Source organism: Peribacillus sp. NPDC101480 (assembly GCF_050277335.1).
In the GTDB taxonomy this organism is placed as follows: domain Bacteria; phylum Bacillota; class Bacilli; order Bacillales; family DSM-1321; genus Peribacillus.
This window is the reverse complement of record NZ_JBNNSB010000010.1, coordinates 15,561-34,694: the sequence shown is the minus strand read 5'-3', so window position 1 is coordinate 34,694 and position 19,134 is coordinate 15,561. Positions and strand designations below refer to the sequence as shown.

Here is a 19,134-nt window from a genome sequence, read left to right as displayed (position 1 = left end):
CGTTTGTCTTCGGCCTTGCCTTGTTCTCTTTGACTTGCTTCTAGGTCTTGTTGTGATGTTCGAGCGAGCACAGGTCGCTACTCGCGGCGATTTAGCTGCCTTCAGTACTATCGTAGGTTGTCCCTCATTCACCCCTGTATATTTCTTTAGTACTGAAATGTAGGTGGTACTGCATCAATTATTATTCCGATTGTGATTGGCTTCCTGGCCCAGGGCGGTAATTTTGCTCCTGCACTTACCCCTATTGCTTGTATAACCTTCGCAGGAGCACTGTCCTACATTTTCTTGGTTGGTAAAATCGAAAGGGGGCAGGATTTTGCTGATGTTGATTTACGGCATGGTAAGAAGTTATCGAGCTAATTATGAATGCGTAGAATATCTACAAACAACAAAGCAATGCATCCCGAAAATTTGGGATCACTGCTTTGTTGTTTGTAATTCAAAGGAGCAGGAAAGAAAACTTCTTATACTCTAGAGGCCTGTCTCTTGATAAGGCTAAATAATATAGAAGCTAAATGCAGTAATTATTGCTTAAACAAGCTTTTTGCAAAAGGCCGATAAGGAGTATTATTTTGTCGATATCTACTCAGAATTTGTAGATATTTCTCGGGAAATTGTTGAAATTTGAAAATAGTGATTGCGAATAGTTGGAACAAAGGAATTTCTACTTTTGATTTGTTTGCCTTAGGTTTAAATAGTTATTAACGGAAATTAACACCTGAATATCGTAAAGGAGACTAAAATAAAGGTAATGAATCCTTTTCTTATTGAAGTAATGCTTCGTAATGGTTTTTTTGTTGTTCAGTTTTAAGCTGTGACATGTCGTTTGTCAGTTAGATGTTCATTTCACGTGTAGCTGTGAGTTCATTGGTTAAAAGATTAAGCTCTCTTTTAATTGAATGAGAGCATGGGTTAAATTGTCATATGTATCGGGTATCGCTATCTCTGTTTTATTGGTTCCTTCTCATCTTACTTTTTCTTGATACAAGGGTCTTTAGCTATATCGTTTAGGGGGCTGCCCGTATCGCGTAACACTTAAGCGTTTCGATGTCGGATTGAACGAAGGAATGCGAATTTACATATTTTAACAATTAATATCCATTTCGCTCTAAGTTTTAAACATACTTACGAACATTGATTTTGCATCTCCACTTCTTTGCCACTTCCTTGAAAGAGGATCCTCATTCATTCGGATGTATATACTGTCGCATATCGGACCTTCCTTTCTATTAAAGATGAAGGTTCCTTGGATTTATTTTCATGTTATATCGCCCAGCGATACGAAACACACAAAAGAACAGATAGGCCCCTTTCTTGAGGAACACTATTGAGGACATAGATCTTGCTGGAGCTGGGAAACCGTTGGTTTAAGCTGTGACATATCGTTTGTCAGTGGACGTTCATTTCAAGCGTAGCTGCGAGTTCATTGGTAAATCTCATTTATTTGTTTGGAATTATGGGTTAAGTTGTCATATATATCGGGTATCGCTATCTCTGTTTCATTGGTTCCTTCTAATCTATCTTTTTGTAGATACACAGGCCTTTAGCTGTACCCTCTAGGACTTGTCCGTATCGCGTAACGCTATGTGCGCTTCAATGTCAGATTGAATAAAGATAGGCAACCACCATCTTAAAACCTCATATCCGTTTCGTTCTAAGTTTTGACCATACTTTTGAACAGTGGGTGTGCATCCCCTCTTCTTCTTCCGCTTCCTTAGAAAAGAATACTCGTTCATTCGGATGTATATCATGTTTGCATATCAAACGCCGCTTTTCTATTAAACCTAAAGGTTCGAATTTATTTGCAAGTTATATCGCCCAGCGATACGAAACACACAAAAAAAGCCGATCTATCCCTGTCTGGAGCACCTCTAGTAAGGATGACTCCTGTTTTTGAATGCAAGGTGTATTTTGTTTTAGATGCATATCGCTTAAACAAATCCCCAATGAATTTCAATTGAGCCTATGGTAGAACGTCCGCTACATTGGTATCGCCGAGCATTTACATAACAGGTGCCAAATCCTGTAAAGTTGAAAGATTCTTTCTTAATTCTATTTTTCAGCTACGCGAATCATATATGACACTATGAATTTTTAGGATTCGCATCTCTATGCTTTTATCCATCATTATTTATTTAAAAAATATTTATTAAATGTTTCATCATCAATAACAAATCAATACACAGCTAGGCAAAAAACCTTAACAGTCACCTTATTTTCTGAATATGGAGAAAAGTGCCCGCCATTTTTCGGAACGTTTTTGTATAGTCTCTTCTAAACGTTTATTAAATTCATTTTGTGAACTCCATTCCTTTTTCTGTTCGTCCCGCATATTTTGTATTTCTTTTTGTAAGAGTTCACTTTTTTGTTTTTCTTGTTCCAGCAATGTTTCGTAATGGGTATTTTGTTGTTCTGTTAATTGTTCAATTTTAGAATTAGTTCTTTGCGCTGAATTTCCAATACTAGAACTTATAACATGATGATCTTGCTGGAGCCGGGAAACCTTTGTTTTAAGCTGTGACATATCGTTTGTCAGTTGGACATTCATTTCACGTGTGGCTGCCAGTTCATTGACTAAAAACATTAAGACCTCGTTTAATTGATTGGGGTCGTGGGGTGAATTTTCATATGTATCGGGTATCGCTATCTGTGTTTCATTGGATCCTTCTAATCTTTCTTTTTGTTGATATACAAGGTCTTTAGCTGTATCGTCTAGGGGCTTGTCCGTATCGCGTAGCGCTATAAGCGCTCCGATGTCAGATTTAACAAAGATACGTCGATCTCCATCTTTCAAAAACTCATATCCATTCCGCTCTAAGATTTGACCATATTTTCGAACAGTGGGAGTTGCAATCCCCACTTCTTCTGCCACTTCCTTGGAAGAGAAAGCTCGTTCATTCAGTTGTATATCGCGTCGCATATCGGACCTCTTTTCTATAACTAGTTGTATCTGTAGTCTACCTGACCTTAAATTTTCTGTCTAGATAAGTATAGCCTATCCAGAAGTCGTTAGGGATAGCGATAAGATTTCCTTTTCCTTTCTTCTGATTTGTTTACTTACATTAGCATTCCATACCATTCAAATTGATGAAAGACTCGTGAAAATGCTGAAACACAATAAGATTAAGCAAAAAGAAATAAAACTTCAGAGAATCGTTCCTTTACACCAGTTTGGACCGATTCTATTATTTTTTCACACTAAAAAAAGCTCGACCCAAATGGCACATTATATGCCTTTTGGGTCAGCTCATTTTTTCATTATTTCATCAGCTTTGCTACTGGCTTCGAAAGAAGCAATAAAACAATACCTAAGCCAATTGTTACAAAACCAATTACACTGAAGATTTCCAGGTAACCTAAAGACTGCGTATATGCAGCTAATTGTCCGGCTACCATATTAGCTACCGCGGAGCTTGCCAGCCATACTCCCATTAGAAGAGAGGCAAGCTTGATTGGAGCAATTTTACTTACCATTGATAAACCAACTGGTGAAATCATTAATTCGGCTAATGTATGAAGGAAATACGTTACAATCATGAACAGGATGTTTACTTTCAGCGCTGTATCATTTCCTGTATACATAACAGCAGGAAGCAGTACTAAGAAACCTAAACCAACAGTGACTAAACCAAGAGCCATCTTCGTTGGGGTTTTTAAGTCACCTCGTTTTGAGCTGCCAAGCTTGTACCATAATGCAGACATAATTGGCGCTAAAATCACGATGAATAATGGGTTCAATGATTGGAACCAGGCAGTTGGAACCTCAAAACCAAATACATTCCGATCAATTTGGTCATTAGCATACAATGTCAATGAACTTCCTGCCTGCTCGAAAGCGGCCCAGAACGCAATAACGAATACTGCCAAAATAACGATAGCCGCTGTACGTTTTTGTTCTCTTTTCGTTAACGGTGCAGCTGACTTTTGACCAGCTGTAACTTCCGGTTTGCCAGTAGGTTCTTTACCGATATCGCCTAAATAGCGATTTCCTAATAAGTTGAAAACTAACTGCCCTACAATCATGCCAATTGCTGCTGTCAAGAACCCATATTTATAGCTCATCAGGCCAACTACTAATGGTGCGAAGAAAGCCCCAACATTAATACCCATATAGAAGATGGTGAAAGCTCCATCACGACGCGGATCGTTGTCTTCATAAAGATCACCAACAATTGTCGAGATGTTTGGCTTGAAGAAACCATTACCGATAATCAATAAACCAAGACCAATGTAAAGCGCTGTCAAACTCTGACTTGAGAATAGTGAAAAGTTACCAAGCGCCATTAAAATACCGCCAATCGTGATTGCCAATCTTCTGCCTATGAAACGGTCAGTCAAGTATCCGCCAATCATTGGCGTAATATAAACGGCACCAGTAAAGAATCCGTATATGCCCATAGCCGTAGATTTGTCGACCCCAAGCCCGCCATTTACAACAGTTGCTGTTAAGTAAAGAACAAGAATTGCTCTCATTCCGTAATAGCTGAAGCGCTCCCATGCCTCAGTCGCGAACAGCATATACAGTCCTGGAGGATGCTTTTTCCTGGACTGGTTTGGCTGCTGAACATCATCTTTTAAAAGTGCTTGCATAATAAAGTCCCCCTAAATATGGTTAAATATTAAACCATCCACCAATCGTTACTTTCACAAAATAATTGCATGGTTTTTATTTTAATATATAAATTATTGATTTCGTTCCACGTTCCACCTACGCCTAATACGATGATGCCGACGCATGCCATCCACCCCACCATCAGTAAGCGTTTACATTTCTAAACTTGACTCTGGTGCAAAAGAAATCAGATAGCAAAATCTACATGAACATTAACTAATAAAATTCATTCATTTTACTCGAAGACATTCAATGAAGACATTTAAATTTCAAAGAATATTTAGTGTTGTAAAATAATTTTATATTATCAGAAAATATAAAAATACAGAAAAAAAAGAAAAAAAGTCCTACTGCATTAGCGGCCTGTGCAGCAACGGAGACCCCCATTATAATAAAAAAAACTGCCTTGTTTTAAGGCAGTTTCAGACTGTTGACAAACTCGATTTTAATTAAGATTGCCTACATTATTTTTGAGGAAGTTTAAAATATGAACGTTGATTTCTCTCCAGGCACTCGCTTTCCGCGGGCGGTCCGAGAGCCTCCTCGGCGCTCTTGGCGCCTGTGGGGTCCCGCTTTTCCCGCAGGAGTCTCGTACCTTCCGTTCCAATCAACTTTGTTTAAAAATTCAGATGAACCCCTTTTGTTTACAAACTCAAACTGCCTTGTATTAAGGCAGTTTTTTACTCAACAATCCATTGATATAAATTTTTCGGTCTTCCTATTTTTTGATAACTCACAATAGTTTCCACTTTTCCTTCATCAAGTAAATGCATAATATAGCGATAGACGGTCGGATAAGCCAAACCAACTTCTTTAGAAATTGTATCAACAGAAAAAGGTTCACGATTAGAATTCAGAAAACCACTAACGTGACAAAGTGTTTTCTTACTAATTCCCTTTGTTACAAATACATCCTTTTCTTCACTGGGCTTTTGCTGCGGAGCTGATTGAGTTAATTTTGCAAGGCGAGCATGCAGTTGAATTCTTGAAATCAAATCAGGCGCTTTTACAGGCTTTAACGCAAAATCCGTTGCGCCTGCTTCAAGAAAGCGATCAGCAATTTCCTGTCGTTCATCGACTGTTAATACAAGAATCGGAACATCAGCATTAAGTTTACGAAGCTCACCCACTGTTTTTATTCCGTCCATTTCCGGCATATGATAATCAACTAAAACAACATCTGCTCCTTTTTCTGCAAACACATTTAACCCTTCTTTTCCGTTGTTAGCCGTATCTACATTCCAGCCGGCAAATTCACAAATTTCTCTTAGCATATATTGAATTGATGCATCATCATCAATGACTAAAATGTTCATCTTGACACACTCCTCTCAGCTAGTTTAATCCAAATTATTGTCCCGTGCCCAAGCTTGCTGTCAATTTCTAAAGATGCACCATGTCCTTCAGCAACTTGTCGTACGAAAGCTAACCCCATCCCTGGATGCGATTTCGTACTAAACCCAGCTTTCCATATTTTCAGCTGCTCTTTAGGTGAAATCCCTTTCCCATTATCTGATACGCCCAACCAAAGTTCATTTCTATAGGTTTTCACCTTAAGCAAAATCTTGCCATCCTCTATTCCATTCACTGCATCGTAAGCATTGTCAATTAAATTCACTAATGCCCTCGTCATTCGGATTTTATTAATTAAAATTTTAATTTCAGGATCTGTTTGAAACTCTACCTTCAGATTAAGATTTGTCCCGCTCAGTCTGCTTGCTTCGACGTATTCAACTAAATCTTTTATACGGCACCAATGTTTTTTATCATCATATAAAATCTCGGAAATCATGTCGCTAACGGAATGAATCGATGATGAAACCTTTTGACAATATTCTTTAATTTTAGAATCGTCCACTTTCAAACTAATTAAAGAATTTAGCCCCTCAATTGCTGTGAGAGGTGTTTTTAAATCATGGACCAGATATAGTGCTTCTCGTCCTGATCTTGACTGCATTGCTTCCAACTGCGCATAATGAAGCTCTTGCTTTATCCGCCACTTTTGTTCAGCTAATGAAAAATACACAGCTAAAATAACAGCATTAATAACAAAAATTAAACACAAAGTTAAACTGTACAATGTTAATGATTGCTCAAATCCGATTTGAACCGCTATATCTTTTAATTCCTTTGAAATCGACCCTTGGCCAAATCCATATTTAGATAAAGAAGGAATCTCATTCAGCCATTCAATCCCAAAGATTAATTGGGAACAAATAATCGTTTTAATAATTGGCTTTAGCCTATCCTTTTCAAAGGCTTGCAATAATAAGATGGCTAACAACAATAACAATGCATATGCGCTAAATGAGTATGTTAAAGAATAATAAGCATTTATCACGATATAGTCGAGAGGAATAACAATAAGAGGAATGATAATTTTTAACCATGGACGGTTTAAACGATCACCGATTTCGTCTCCCAACAGCAATGCACCGATATAATGAAACAAAGCTAAAACTGTATTTAAAGAAATTAACAAAAAAACGGCAAGCATTAACTTATTTCCTGTTTCTTCACCTTCTCTTAATGAAATAAGCAAATCAGTAAGACCAATTTCGTCAGGACCCAACCACGATAGTAAGAATACCCCGAATAAAATCACTCCGATTTTCATCCATATTGTCCAAGACTTCATAAGACTAGATATCATAATCATTTCACCTTTAATAGACTAATTGCCTATAGAATAGAATGATAACCATTCTTTCATTTCGTATTTATTTTAAATTTATGTACACCCTTGCATAATCTCATTATACGCAATTCATAGTAATTGTGAAAATTATAAAAAAGTGGGTCCGTGGATGAGCCACCCTCTATGGAGAAAAGCTACCCTATAGACAAAAAATTAATTATTATAACGTCAAATCATTCTGGAATTATTTACCTACACTACATTGTTTTTTCCATAGAAAAAACACCGCCACATTGATTGGTTGATATTTAATATCTACTTTTCAACGAAAGGTGTTTTTACTTTTCTCATTTTTCAGGTCAGTGTAACTATAGAAAAAGGGGTTTTCTTTCTTTAGCTTTTGGATATTTAGTTAGTTTGCCGAATTAATATTACATACTGATGCTTGTTGAGATTATCATACTTTATTGTTCCAAGAGGTAATTACATAAATCAACTTGAAAATATTGATTTCTCAAGGATTTAATTAGATAAATAGGGTTCACATCAATATTTACATGTAACAATGCCTTTTCAAAGGTATCCATGGACACTGAAGGATTATCTCCTAATAATGATGCAATGACTGCTTCATATTTACCCTTTTGGTAAGTACCTTCCTTTTTATCTTCTAAAGCATGAAGTATATCAAAAATTACCTTTGAATCCTTTTCACTCAAATCATTATTCAAAATGAAATGAAAAAAAGTATATTGTTCAGGATTTTTATCCAAAGCAATTGTAAGTAATAACTTTTGATGATATTTCATCTTTTTAAATTCATCTATTAACTCATCCATTAAATTCAACTCCTACTATTATAATACCCAAAGTGCAATTGCCCAAGCAATAGATCTAGCAGCACTTGGTGCAAAGCCTAATTCATGTATCATGAAATCAACTAATCTTGCTTCAATTTTATTAGACATTCTGTCTAATGCATCACCAATTTCAAAAGCATGTTTTTTCAAAAGCTTACCATTGGCAGGTGATAAGCTACCAACAATTTTGCTCATTGCTGTACCACCATACTTTAGTGCATACACTACAACTGTCTTTTTAAATCCCCTTTTTCTGGACTCAATTTCTAATTGTTGAATAATTTCAGATGACATTTGAGTACCATCATAAGGATTGACGGGGTTGGCCTGTTGCATTAACACACTTGTTGGAGTTGATTGGTAAGCAATGACACTTTCTATTTCTTCTAGGCTGATTGGGGTTTGCTCGGTTACTATTATAGAACCAACTTCAGTATTTGTTCGAATTGTTGATTCATTTATTTCAGAAGCAGAAGCTTTTGAAAATGGAGCAAAAGCTGAAAGTAGAAAAATACTTGTAACAGCTGGAACTATAATTCTCTTAACACCAATATCTCTAACTCTAATAATTTTCATTGTGGTCAAACTCCTTTTAACAATGGGATTAGGGTAAGTGTTTCCTCACTTCTTACTTTATTCTAATATATTTAGTAAATCCTCTCGTTCCAAAAATGAAACGATATAATTTACATTTAATAATTCCCTTATTTTTCAGCGATGCTTCCCTGGTAGAAATCATGTATTCCTTATACCGGTTCAAGAATCGGTGAATCATTTTCCTTAAAATGGTCAGTTTTACCGAGAACAGGCACTATTCGTGTGACAAAAACACTATATAACCATATTGGGAAACATTAAATTTTAATACCAAAAACAAAGGGTTCTGTACGTACGATTAAGATTGATGAAATGCTGTTAACTGTTATAGAAACACCGAATAGTTGATACCCAGCTTAAACGGCTTCCGAAAAATGGAAAAGAACATCACTCCACACTTATTTAGGCATACCTACACTTCACTATTGATTGAAGCTGTAGTAGGAATTAATAAAATCCAACAACGATTAGGTCATATAGAATTCAAATATAAAGAAAAGGCCTCCCACAGTAAATTGTGGGAGGCCTCAGACTGTAGACAAACTCGATTTTCATCGAGTTTATCTACAGTTTTGTTGCTTGTACAAATTTGGACGTTGATTTCCACTTCAGGCACTCGCTTTCCGCGGGCGGTCCGGGAGCTTCCTCGGCGCACTTGCACCTGTGGGGCCTCCCTTGGACTCGCTATTCCCGCAGGAGTCTCGCACACCCGTTCCAATCAACTATGTAAAAATTTAGATAGAACTCCTTTTGCCTATAGTCTTTTTTGTTTTAAAATAGATCTATTAAAACCCGAGGTGATGAGGATACTTTCGAAACTTAATTCTATTCAGCAAGATCAACTTGAAATAATTACTTTAGATCAACTGGTGCCGGCGAACCAATTGGTTCGAAATTGAGGCTTCCATTGACTTCACTTTCATTTACGACTTAGTGAAAGATATGTATTCAGAGGTAGGATGCCGCAGTATTGATCCAGTTATTTTAGTTAAACTGACATTCACTCAATATATCTTCGGTATTCGTTCCATGCGTAAAACGATTGACATTAAACCCAAAATTGATTTTAAATCTACCTGTCTTCCTTTATATTCAAGTATCACATCTGAAGAAAATGGCGTAACCATATTAACTAAAAAGTTCGTAGGTTTTCATGAATTCCAGAATCACTAATAATTGTATATATTTTCCCAACCATTTTATTCCTCCGTCTTAAAAAAACTCTTTTATTTTATAAGTGAAGAACTTCAATAATTCTCTTACTTTGTCACGACATTCTCTACAGTAAAATCGTATTCCTTCAAGCCCTTAGAGATGAATAATATAATGTAATTAAAAAAGCCTCTAAGTTTTGGATTTCACAATTCTTTGCTAGTTTCAGAAATGTACCTTTTAATGTATCCCCGTTCTATATCTTCCAACAACCTAGAATAATTCACTTTTGTATAATCTGATACATCCACTTCATATAATTTCCCTAATTCAAACGTGTCATATCCTCTTGTTGTACATCTATTTATAAATTCCTCATAGATCAATAAATTATCTGCATTACTTCTATTAGCTATATGATCCCCTTTTTTATAGGAAGTCACGATATGACTCAAATGCCTTGTCGGATCCAAATCTCGTTTTTTTTGCCGTTCAAACAAAATATCTAAATCTGCAATTAACCGAATAGTAACGACCTCATAACCATATCTATCTACTAATTGCTGAATATGAGGCTTTTGTTTCTGACTAAAAGGATAATCAGACATAATATTGTCGCCTACTTGCATTTGCTGTTCCATTATTTCATAGTACTTCGCCCATGCTATCTTTTCTATTTTCTGCTTTTCTTCTAAATTACGATAACCATATATATCACAATAATATTCTTTCAAGTCATCCTGAGAAAGATTATAAAATGACCCTAATTTACTATTGATGATATTACTCAAGTAGGTTTTCCCTGTTCCTGGTAAACCTGCTAATAAGATTAAGGCTTTATCCATCTAACCACCTCATAATCTAACGAATAAAGAAAGAGTACTAGGAATACCCCGTACTCTCTTTATTATCCATCTTCTCCAACTCCTACGAAATGCCCAATGAACTTTTTTTACTATTTTACCTGAAGCTTACGATCTTCTTTATTCATGAAGATTCCAATTTTATGTTTGACAATTTCTTTTACTGCCTTATTACATGGAATGATATTATGTCGTAATGATTTAGTTACTTTTGTTTCTCCGAATGTTTCTTTCGCTGTTTTCGTCCATGCTACTAACAACTCAGTACCAACATTAAATTTACGAATCCCATTATTTATTAATTCATGAATATCCATTTCATTAACACCTGTACCTCCATGAATAACTAAAGGTATATCTACTACAGCATTGATTTCTTTTAAAAGCGGTAGATTTACTTCTGTTTTAGATTTATATTGGCCATGATTAGTACCGATTGCAATGGCCAAAGCATCAACCCCTGTTGCTTTAACAAACTCTTCTGCATCTTTTGGGTCAGTATAAACCTTATCATCTTCATCTACATGAATCCCTTCTTCAGTACCACCAATTGTCCCTAGTTCGCCCTCTACTGAAACACCATATTTGTGTGCATATTCTACTACTGCTCTTGTTTTCATAATGTTCTCTTTGAATGGTAAATGAGAACCATCAAACATCACTGATGTATAACCTTTATTGATTGCCTCTTTAATTTCATCAAAATCCCTTGCATGGTCTAAATGCAATACCACATCTACCATTTCATTTGTGGCCATAGTTTTACATACAGCAACAAAATTTTCATAACCGATGTATTTCGCAGTATCTATACTTGTTTGAATAATAATTGGTGCTCCTTGCTCTTTTGCTGCACGTATCATATCAGGTAACATCTCTAAATTATGTGCATTAAATGAACCAACTGTATAATTCAATTCTTCAGCCCTAAGTGTTACTTCTTTTAGTGTTATATACATAATCAATTACTCTCCCTTTATACTTCTTTTATTTTCTTCCTTATCGAACACCACGCGTAACCTCTTTAGAAACTTGCATCATTTGATCCATTTTCTTTAGATATATCTGTAATAATTCTTCATCATTCACTTTTGCTGCTTCTGCACGCTTCTTGTTATAAAGTTTTAATAAAGTTTTGTAACCTTCGCCTAATGACTTTTTAGTCTGAATACTTTTTTCTAACGAATCTATAGCATTATTTTCTTCACCAAGTTCATTAAATGCTAGGCCAATCTCCTCATGAATTTTTGCTTGTTCTTCTCCAACTGTTTGATTTACTTCTTCTTTTTTAGTGGAGATAATACGTACTAACTCTTCTTTTCGTTCTACTGTTAACACTACCTTTTCGGTTGTTTCTTTTTTCGGTTCTTTAGTTTTTTTCTTACCAAATCCAAACATTACTTGAACCTCCTTTTCTCTTTCAACATCCTAGAAAGCTTTTAAAAGTGGACCAATGAGCCATGCATATAGTAAAGCAGCTGTTACTGTATCAACATCTGTAGCTGTTGCATTGACAAATCCCATAGAATTGAAAGTCGTTACTAACAGTGCTGGTAATAATGTAATGAAGAAACCATGTACAATACCACCAATAATTGCACCGCGAATACCACCTGTTAAGTTACCGAAGATACCGGCAGTCCCACCCGCGAAGAAGGCTGTCAAAATACCTGGTAAGATCATTGCCAACCCAAAGACTGGTAATACAAACATCGCAATAATTGAACCTATAGTAGTTGTTATAAACCCTACAATGACTGCATTAGGGCTAAATGGAAATAGGACTGGACAATCTAATGCAGGCTTTGCATTTGGAACCAACCGCATGGCAATCCCTCTAAATGCCGGAACAATTTCACCTAGTAATAAGCGAACCCCTGCTAGTAATACATACACTCCAACTACGAATTGGATAGATTGTAAGAAAGCAAACATTAAGTAGTTTGTATTTTCTGATAATTCAGAAGCGAACTCATTACCTGCGAACGCTGCTGTAATAATATAGAGAGGAGTCATTACCACCATCAAAGATAGATAGGTATCTTGTAAGAATTCAAATTGAGCTGGTAATTTCAAATCTTCAACAGATTTTTTCTTTTCGCCTTTTCCCCCAACTAGTTTCGCTACACCTGCTTCAAACACATACCCAACCGTACAAAAGTGTCCTAATGCAATATCATCCATACCAGTAATCTTACGAACAAATGGTTGTGCAATCGCAGGCATCGCTACCGCAAAGACGCCCCCAATGAAACCGCCTATTAAAATCAATGCAACACCACGTAGACCTGCAAAGTAACCAAATACTGTTGTCATAGTAGCCATCCAAAGAATTGCCTGACCAGTTAAAAAGATGTATTTCCATTTAGTAAACCGGGCAATTAAAATATTAAAAACAAAGATAGCTAAGAAAGTTAGTGCGATATCACGACCCAAGCCTAACTCATTCATTGCTTGGCCATTAATGGCTTCAATCGAAGGAATAATCCCTTGCATATGGAAACCTTCTGCAAAAATTTTACCGAAATATATTAAACTACCAACTATAATGCTAGATCCGGCTGACAATACCATAAATCCTAACATCGTCTTTAACGAACCAGAAATAACTTGCCCCGTTGATTTCTTTTGCAAAATTAACCCCAACATAGCAATCAACGCGATTGTGACTGATGCCTGTGTCAAAATATTCTCTATAATAAAGTTGACTACACCCATTTTCTCCCCCCATCTCTAGCTATCTCTATTTATTTTTAAGCTAAAACGCCTTTTTCCCTTAATACCGGGGTGATTTTTTCTTCAATCTCTAGTTTAGATACAATATTTCTCAAATAAACAATTGTCGTTTGTTTTGGATCAACTGAAAATTTCTCAAATTGGGATTTGAAATTCTGTGCCGTAATAATAATATCGGGTTTTACTGAAACAGCAGACGAGATATCACTATGATCTAGCTTGGCATTAATACCCAACTTGCTTAATACATCCTCTGCCGCCATTTGACAAGCAAAACTGCTTCCTAAACCTGCTCCACATACAAATAAGATATTTACTTTTTTCATGTCACACTCTCCTCTTTCATTTTTTGTTTTATTTAATTCATCTTCTCCTACTTGCATCTACACCAATTGTAATGACCACAGCTTTCCTCATTCCATTACTTCACTTCCATATAACACCTGATTAAACATGGTTACATCTTGTGCTGTAATTAACTGGTCTAATTTCTCTTCATCATTAATTAACTCAATCAGATTTTTCATCACATTTAGATGCGAATAAGAATCCACTGCGGCTAGACAAAAAACAATTTTCACCGGATCATTATCCGGATTACCGAAATTCACCGGTTCCTTTAACGTCATGACACTAATACCTAATTTATTTACTCCATCTTCTGGCCTTGCGTGTGCTAACGCTAAATGCTTCCCTACTACTATATAAGGCCCATACTCTTCAACAGATTTAATCATGGCGTTTATATATCGCTCTTCAATGACCTCTTCTGTTAACAATATCTGGGCAGATTTCGTAATCGCTTCTTTCCAGTCTTTACATTCTTGCTTTAGTAGAATGTTGGAATCCCTCAAAATATCCTGCAACATCGGCTGTATCTCCCTTGTATTAATTTTTAAATGATGCTCTTTAAAAGTCTCTTCTACTTTCTGATAGCTTTCCTGTGTTACCGTACCGCCGCTTTCTACAATTAACATAAGAATATCCTGCATTAGCAATGTGGCATCTAACTTATTGGAAACGATCCTTCTCTTATTCTTATTTTTGAGTAAAAAATCTTTAATTTCCTTCTTATCACTTTCTCTTAATATTGGATTAAGCAATAATACGGGTTTTCTTGGATAATCAATTGAAATGGTCGTAAAAACTAAATCAACATCAAGCTTGTCTATAAAGGCTAATTCAAACGAACTCAATACTGCTACTATCTCGATATTGAATTGCTCTTTCAAATTCGCAGCCAATAGCTTTCCAGTTGAAATCCCATGATTACAAAGCACAACAGCCTGATAAACATATTGTTCTTTCTGTTTTATTTGGCTGGCAGAAGTTGAGAAATAAACGGTCAAAAACCCGATTTCATCTTCTGATAATGGTTTTTTTATATAGTCCTCTATTTGCTTACCAAAGCATGTGACTGCCTGATAAATCTCGGCAAAGGACTCCTTAATAGTTTCTTTCAACGGATTAAATACCTGTAAATCGTTCTTCGCCCTGCTTAATAACCCTGTGATATGCTTATACAAACCTTCATACAAATCTTCTTCTCTCTGAGAAAAGGGGATTCTGGTTACTTTTTCTACATGCTCAATTAATTGAATAGCTAATAATTGTGCGGTAACCCAATCGAATGAATTATTCATATCTTTTGGATTAAAAGATTCGATTGTAAAGGTAGTATATTTTATTTCATTTAATGATGGATATAAACCAAACTCCATACAGATGAAATCCACAAAATTTCTGACAGGATCTTCTTTTATCTCGGCTCTAACTTTGGCTAATTCCCTAAGGTTATTTCCCTCTTGCAACCGCCTTACCCATATACCTAAAAATAGAATGCTTTGATTTCGATATACATGATTAATCTCCACTCTAGACTTTTCAAAGACTTCGTCATAATGTTCTCCAATGACCCTCAATGCACTTGTATCCAAATAATCAAGGACAAATTGATCTGCAAAGGTATTCACTGTATCTCTATCTCGGTACCCTAATAGTTTGGAAATATCCGTAACACTATTAATTACGTCGTACAACATAGTGCGTATTGATCGTTCATCTCCTTTTAATACAATCCCTTGCTTCGTTAAACTCACTACAGAAATGCCATATTCCTTTAAAAACTGACGAAGCCTTCTCATATCCTCATCCAATGTACTTTTCGATACCTGCAGTTTTTCTTCCATTTCAAAAAGCATTGTCCTTTTTGTGGTATCGGCAATATCTAAAAGTAAGGCAAGAAAACGTTCATTGGGCCTATAATAATCCGTTTCCCTATCATCACCAATTTTCAATTGGAGCTTTCCGCGGTCCACATCAGACAGATCTAACTTCAACCCCTTTCCCCTTATCGTCGTAATGGATGGATAGTTATTTTCAGACAGATATTTATTAATCAGGACCAATTCGTTTCGAAAAGTACGCTCACTAATATTGAACTCTTTACTTAAATCCTCACAAGTCAAAAAGGTATTTACTTTCAAAAATCTGGTAAGTACTCGTTGAGACCGTTCTTTCATGATAGTAACCCCTTTCATAATTTGATTATAAATGGACATATTCAAATAGTTTAGTACATCTTTTTGCAACTTCAATCTGCAAAAATGTAAGCGTTAACAATATTATCAATCTACAAATCAAGGTATGGCGGTGACGAATTTACTATTCTGCTATCCAACTCAAACGTAAACAGAGCTCACGAGGTGGCTCAACGAATATAAACAAATTTATCTGATCCGTTTTATAAATGTCATAATGAGATATTAGTGATACCGAGTATCGGAATTAGTATTTTCCCTGAGCACGGTGACAGTTTTGATGCGCTCATAAAAAACGCTGATTTAGCCATGTACTTAGCCAAGAGTCTCGGGAGTAATAATTATCAAATTTATACGGATGATTTACAAGAAAAATCTCAACATGAATTTGAAATGTAAATCAACCTGCGTAAAGCCTTAGAAAGAAACGAATTCATACCATTTTATCAGCCGCAAATGAACCTTGAAACAAATGAAATAATTGGGGCTGAAGCATTAATTCGATGGAATCATCCTGAGAGAGGAATGATTGCCCCAGCTGATTTTATCCCCAAAGCAGATGAAACCAGTTTGATTATCCCTATAGGTGAGTGGGCATTACGTACGGCCTGTATGCAAAATAAGAAGTGGCAGGACGATGGCTTTCCGCCAATAACGGTAGCGGTCAACATATCAGCAAAACAATTTTTTCAATCGAGGCTGCCTGAAGTGGTTCGAAAAGTATTAAATGAAACGGGACTTGAACCCAAATATTTAGAGATTGAGATTACTGAAAGTATGAGTTTGGATGTTGAATCCGCTATTTCAACACTGATTGAGCTTAAAAAAATTGGTGTTATGATTAGTATCGATGATTTTCGAACGGGATATAGTTCGCTTAATTAGCTTAAACGATTCCCAGTTGATAAGCCTGAAAATTGATCAATCCTTTATGTCTGAAGGTACTCATGACTTAAATGATCAAACCATCATCAAGACTATTATTCTAATGGCACAGTTATTAAAACTTCAAGTCATCGCTGAGGGCGTTGAAACAAACGATCAAGTAACCTTTCTGCTTCGACATGGGTGTGTCGAAGTTTTTTTACCATTGTCCATATCCACTTCGGATCAATTTCATATAATTATTAGAGTACTAATATTAAATGGAGTTGAGGGATCTGAATGAGTATGAATGTTCTAGTGATTGCCGCTCATCCCGATGATGAAATTCTTGGAAGCGGCGGAACGATAAAGAAATTAATTAATCATGGCTATAAGGTAATCACAGTGATTGCCGCCAAGGGACGTAAGGAAGAGGAGCAGCACATTCAGCCATTAATGCAGCAAGCTAACAAACACTTAGGGGTAGACGAGGTCCTATTTTTGGAATTCCCCAATCTATTGTTGGAAACAATTCCTCTTCACAAAATCGCCAAAGCGATTGAAGCTCTATTGGATAAGTATAAACCTTCTATAATTTTCACTCATCATTATGGAGATACAAACAAAGACCATCAAATTTTGTTTCAAGCAGTCATCACAGCAGCCCGGCCGTTGCCTGGAAAACAACCGATTGAGATCCTTTGTTTTGAAACGGTTTCTTCCAGTGAATGGAGCCAGCATACGAATGATAAGGAATTCAAACCCAATTATTTTGTGGATATTACAGATACCATCGATGACAAGCTACAATCTCTTCACCATTATGATATAGAAATGAGACCATTCCCTCATCCACGTTCATATGACGGAGTGAAATATTTAGCGCGGGTCAGGGGAATGACGGTTGGGGTCGAATTCGCAGAAGCTTTTGAAATCATAAGGAGGGTGTGGAAGTGACAGGAAAACATCAAAAGGACCAGCATTTTGTGCCGACTCTTTTTCCTTACCTAATCTCAGCTATGGATCAATATTATGAGATTAATGAAATATTTGAAGAAGAACAAGTGGTAGAAAGGCAGCGAATCCATTCAGCAGAAATTCAAAACAAAAAAATGAAAATATTAATCACAACGTTTTGGGAGTATCCAAGTATCGGTGGACTGCAAAACTATATCACAACACTTAAAAACGGCTTGGAAAAATTAGGTCATAGTGTCCATGTAATAGCACCAAATCATTTTCCATCTAAAGAAATGGAGGTATTACGAACTAGATATTCTGAGGAATTTACACATTTTTTTATCAATCGGTATGGCAGCTGTAATGGAAAAATTCTACACAACATTAGCAAACTATATAGTTACTATACGATGTTAAAGGATATTGACCTGGAGCAATATGATATTATCCACGCACAAGATCGATATACAGCTAATGTAATAGGGATACTAAACCGATCCCTTCAAAAACCTCTTCTTTTTACACCTCATGGATTTATGACCCACAACAGATTAAAGTTTAACTTGATGGAAAAAGGGTCGGTTGAGGAAACCTATTTTTCGGCCATTGACAGACAAGCCATTAAAAATGCTAATCAATTAATCATCGTTTGTGATGTCTTTCGCCCAATTCTAATAAATTTAGGTGCGGAGGAATCTAAAATGACCACTGTTTATACTGGAATTGATTTTGGTGGATGGAATATTCAGAAGAAAAGGAAAAAAAGCCAATCTAAAATGGTGATAACTTGTGTCGCACGCCTTCGACCACGTAAAGGTCATATGTACCTATTTGAAGCCCTTGCGCTTATTAAAGACAAGCTGAGAGATGTAGAAGTCCGGATAGTAGGCGATGGTGAGATGAGAAAGCAGCTCGAGAAGCAGGTTAATGAGTTGGAGTTGAAAAACGTTTCCTTTTTAGGCAGCAGAGAAGACATACCTAAATTGCTAAGTGAATCAGACATATTTATTCTGCCAACCACAAGCGATACGCTGCCAATCTCAATTATTGAGGCAATGTTTACCAAACAAGCAATTCTTACTACCAATTGTGGCGGAATCCCGGAAATTATTAAAAATAATTATTCAGGATTTATTGTTGAACCAGCTAACCCAAAGAAGCTTGCAAAAAAGTTATCGCTCTTATTACGAAAAAAATCAATTAGAAAAGAATTAGCACGCAATGCACAGGCATTTGCACTAAAACATTTAACCACTAGTAACATGGTCAAAAAGATTGAAAAAATCTATCAATCATTATTTTGAAGGAGGAA

At 36.1% G+C, this 19,134-nt stretch carries 18 protein-coding genes and 3 pseudogenes; 7 read left to right on the top strand and 14 right to left on the bottom strand.

From position 1 onward, the window contains the following. Positions 1-159: 159 nt before the first annotated feature. Positions 160-360 (top strand): annotated as a pseudogene (locus tag ACQKMF_RS24340) (hypothetical protein); the annotation flags it as partial. Between the two features lie 1,852 nt (positions 361-2,212). Here ACQKMF_RS24340 and ACQKMF_RS24335 read toward each other — a convergent pair. The 7 genes from ACQKMF_RS24335 to ACQKMF_RS24305 form a co-directional block, all read right to left on the bottom strand. After that, positions 2,213-2,920: a hypothetical protein gene (locus tag ACQKMF_RS24335; protein WP_101225625.1), complete on the bottom strand. Its 708-nt coding sequence runs from the start codon at positions 2,918-2,920 to the stop codon at positions 2,213-2,215. Positions 2,921-3,258: 338 nt separating this feature from the next. After that, a complete protein-coding gene (locus tag ACQKMF_RS24330) occupies positions 3,259-4,590 on the bottom strand; it encodes a peptide MFS transporter (RefSeq protein ID WP_101225624.1) in 1,332 nt (443 codons plus the stop codon). A 29-nt stretch (positions 4,591-4,619) separates the two neighbouring features. Further along, positions 4,620-4,742 carry a hypothetical protein gene (locus tag ACQKMF_RS24325; RefSeq protein ID WP_402945174.1) on the bottom strand — a complete coding sequence of 41 codons (123 nt, stop codon included), beginning with the start codon at positions 4,740-4,742 and terminating at the stop codon, positions 4,620-4,622. A gap of 550 nt (positions 4,743-5,292) precedes the next feature. Further along, positions 5,293-5,928 (bottom strand): response regulator, encoded by a 636-nt coding sequence (locus tag ACQKMF_RS24320; protein ID WP_402945171.1) that lies wholly within the window; start codon positions 5,926-5,928, stop codon positions 5,293-5,295. Then, entirely contained in the window at positions 5,925-7,265 is a 1,341-nt protein-coding gene (locus ACQKMF_RS24315; RefSeq protein ID WP_427575334.1) for a sensor histidine kinase, read from the bottom strand. Before ACQKMF_RS24315 ends, ACQKMF_RS24320 begins: the two co-directional genes overlap by 4 nt. A 449-nt stretch (positions 7,266-7,714) precedes the next feature. Then, on the bottom strand, positions 7,715-8,089 hold the full coding sequence (locus tag ACQKMF_RS24310; RefSeq protein WP_289333668.1) for a DUF1878 family protein: 375 nt from the start codon (positions 8,087-8,089) through the stop codon (positions 7,715-7,717). A gap of 18 nt (positions 8,090-8,107) precedes the next feature. Then, positions 8,108-8,686 carry a hypothetical protein gene (locus ACQKMF_RS24305; protein ID WP_402945163.1) on the bottom strand — a complete coding sequence of 193 codons (579 nt, stop codon included), beginning with the start codon at positions 8,684-8,686 and terminating at the stop codon, positions 8,108-8,110. A gap of 821 nt (positions 8,687-9,507) precedes the next feature. On the opposite strand from ACQKMF_RS24305, the pseudogene ACQKMF_RS24300 reads away from it, so the two are divergent. Further along, a pseudogene (locus ACQKMF_RS24300) lies at positions 9,508-9,751 on the top strand (IS5/IS1182 family transposase); the annotation flags it as partial. Here the strand turns inward: ACQKMF_RS24300 and ACQKMF_RS24295 are convergent. The 7 genes from ACQKMF_RS24295 to ACQKMF_RS24265 all read right to left on the bottom strand — a co-directional run bounded on the left by ACQKMF_RS24295 (position 9,712) and on the right by ACQKMF_RS24265 (position 15,980). Then, entirely contained in the window at positions 9,712-9,834 is a 123-nt protein-coding gene (locus ACQKMF_RS24295; RefSeq protein ID WP_402945251.1) for a hypothetical protein, read from the bottom strand. The pseudogene ACQKMF_RS24300 and the gene ACQKMF_RS24295 sit on opposite strands and share 40 nt — an antisense overlap. 231 nt (positions 9,835-10,065) lie before the next feature. Further along, the gene (locus ACQKMF_RS24290; protein ID WP_402945160.1) at positions 10,066-10,704 is read right to left on the bottom strand and encodes an AAA family ATPase; all 639 of its coding nucleotides are present in this window, start codon (positions 10,702-10,704) and stop codon (positions 10,066-10,068) included. A 110-nt stretch (positions 10,705-10,814) separates the two neighbouring features. Next, positions 10,815-11,681: a class II fructose-bisphosphate aldolase gene (locus ACQKMF_RS24285; RefSeq protein ID WP_402945157.1), complete on the bottom strand. Its 867-nt coding sequence runs from the start codon at positions 11,679-11,681 to the stop codon at positions 10,815-10,817. A gap of 40 nt (positions 11,682-11,721) precedes the next feature. After that, positions 11,722-12,120 carry a tetratricopeptide repeat protein gene (locus ACQKMF_RS24280; RefSeq protein ID WP_260359240.1) on the bottom strand — a complete coding sequence of 133 codons (399 nt, stop codon included), beginning with the start codon at positions 12,118-12,120 and terminating at the stop codon, positions 11,722-11,724. 30 nt (positions 12,121-12,150) lie between these two features. Then, positions 12,151-13,440, bottom strand: a complete 1,290-nt coding sequence (locus tag ACQKMF_RS24275; protein ID WP_101225617.1) for a PTS sugar transporter subunit IIC — start codon at positions 13,438-13,440, stop codon at positions 12,151-12,153. A gap of 35 nt (positions 13,441-13,475) precedes the next feature. Beyond that, positions 13,476-13,784, bottom strand: a complete 309-nt coding sequence (locus tag ACQKMF_RS24270; RefSeq protein WP_098373543.1) for a PTS sugar transporter subunit IIB — start codon at positions 13,782-13,784, stop codon at positions 13,476-13,478. Between the two features lie 87 nt (positions 13,785-13,871). Continuing rightward, positions 13,872-15,980, bottom strand: a complete 2,109-nt coding sequence (locus ACQKMF_RS24265) for a BglG family transcription antiterminator (RefSeq protein WP_402945152.1) — start codon at positions 15,978-15,980, stop codon at positions 13,872-13,874. 219 nt (positions 15,981-16,199) lie between these two features. Between ACQKMF_RS24265 and ACQKMF_RS24260 the strand changes: the two are divergent. The 5 genes and pseudogenes from ACQKMF_RS24260 to ACQKMF_RS24240 form a co-directional block, all read left to right on the top strand. Next, a pseudogene (locus ACQKMF_RS24260) lies at positions 16,200-16,397 on the top strand (diguanylate cyclase domain-containing protein); the annotation flags it as partial. Next, positions 16,398-16,883: an EAL domain-containing protein gene (locus tag ACQKMF_RS24255; RefSeq protein ID WP_402945248.1), complete on the top strand. Its 486-nt coding sequence runs from the start codon at positions 16,398-16,400 to the stop codon at positions 16,881-16,883. It begins immediately after the preceding pseudogene. Next, a complete protein-coding gene (locus ACQKMF_RS24250; protein ID WP_260359238.1) occupies positions 16,849-17,166 on the top strand; it encodes an EAL domain-containing protein in 318 nt (105 codons plus the stop codon). Before ACQKMF_RS24255 ends, ACQKMF_RS24250 begins: the two co-directional genes overlap by 35 nt. Next, positions 17,163-17,819 (top strand): PIG-L deacetylase family protein, encoded by a 657-nt coding sequence (locus ACQKMF_RS24245; RefSeq protein WP_402945146.1) that lies wholly within the window; start codon positions 17,163-17,165, stop codon positions 17,817-17,819. Before ACQKMF_RS24250 ends, ACQKMF_RS24245 begins: the two co-directional genes overlap by 4 nt. Next, entirely contained in the window at positions 17,816-19,126 is a 1,311-nt protein-coding gene (locus ACQKMF_RS24240) for a glycosyltransferase family 4 protein (protein WP_427575329.1), read from the top strand. Before ACQKMF_RS24245 ends, ACQKMF_RS24240 begins: the two co-directional genes overlap by 4 nt. Positions 19,127-19,134 lie beyond the last annotated feature (8 nt).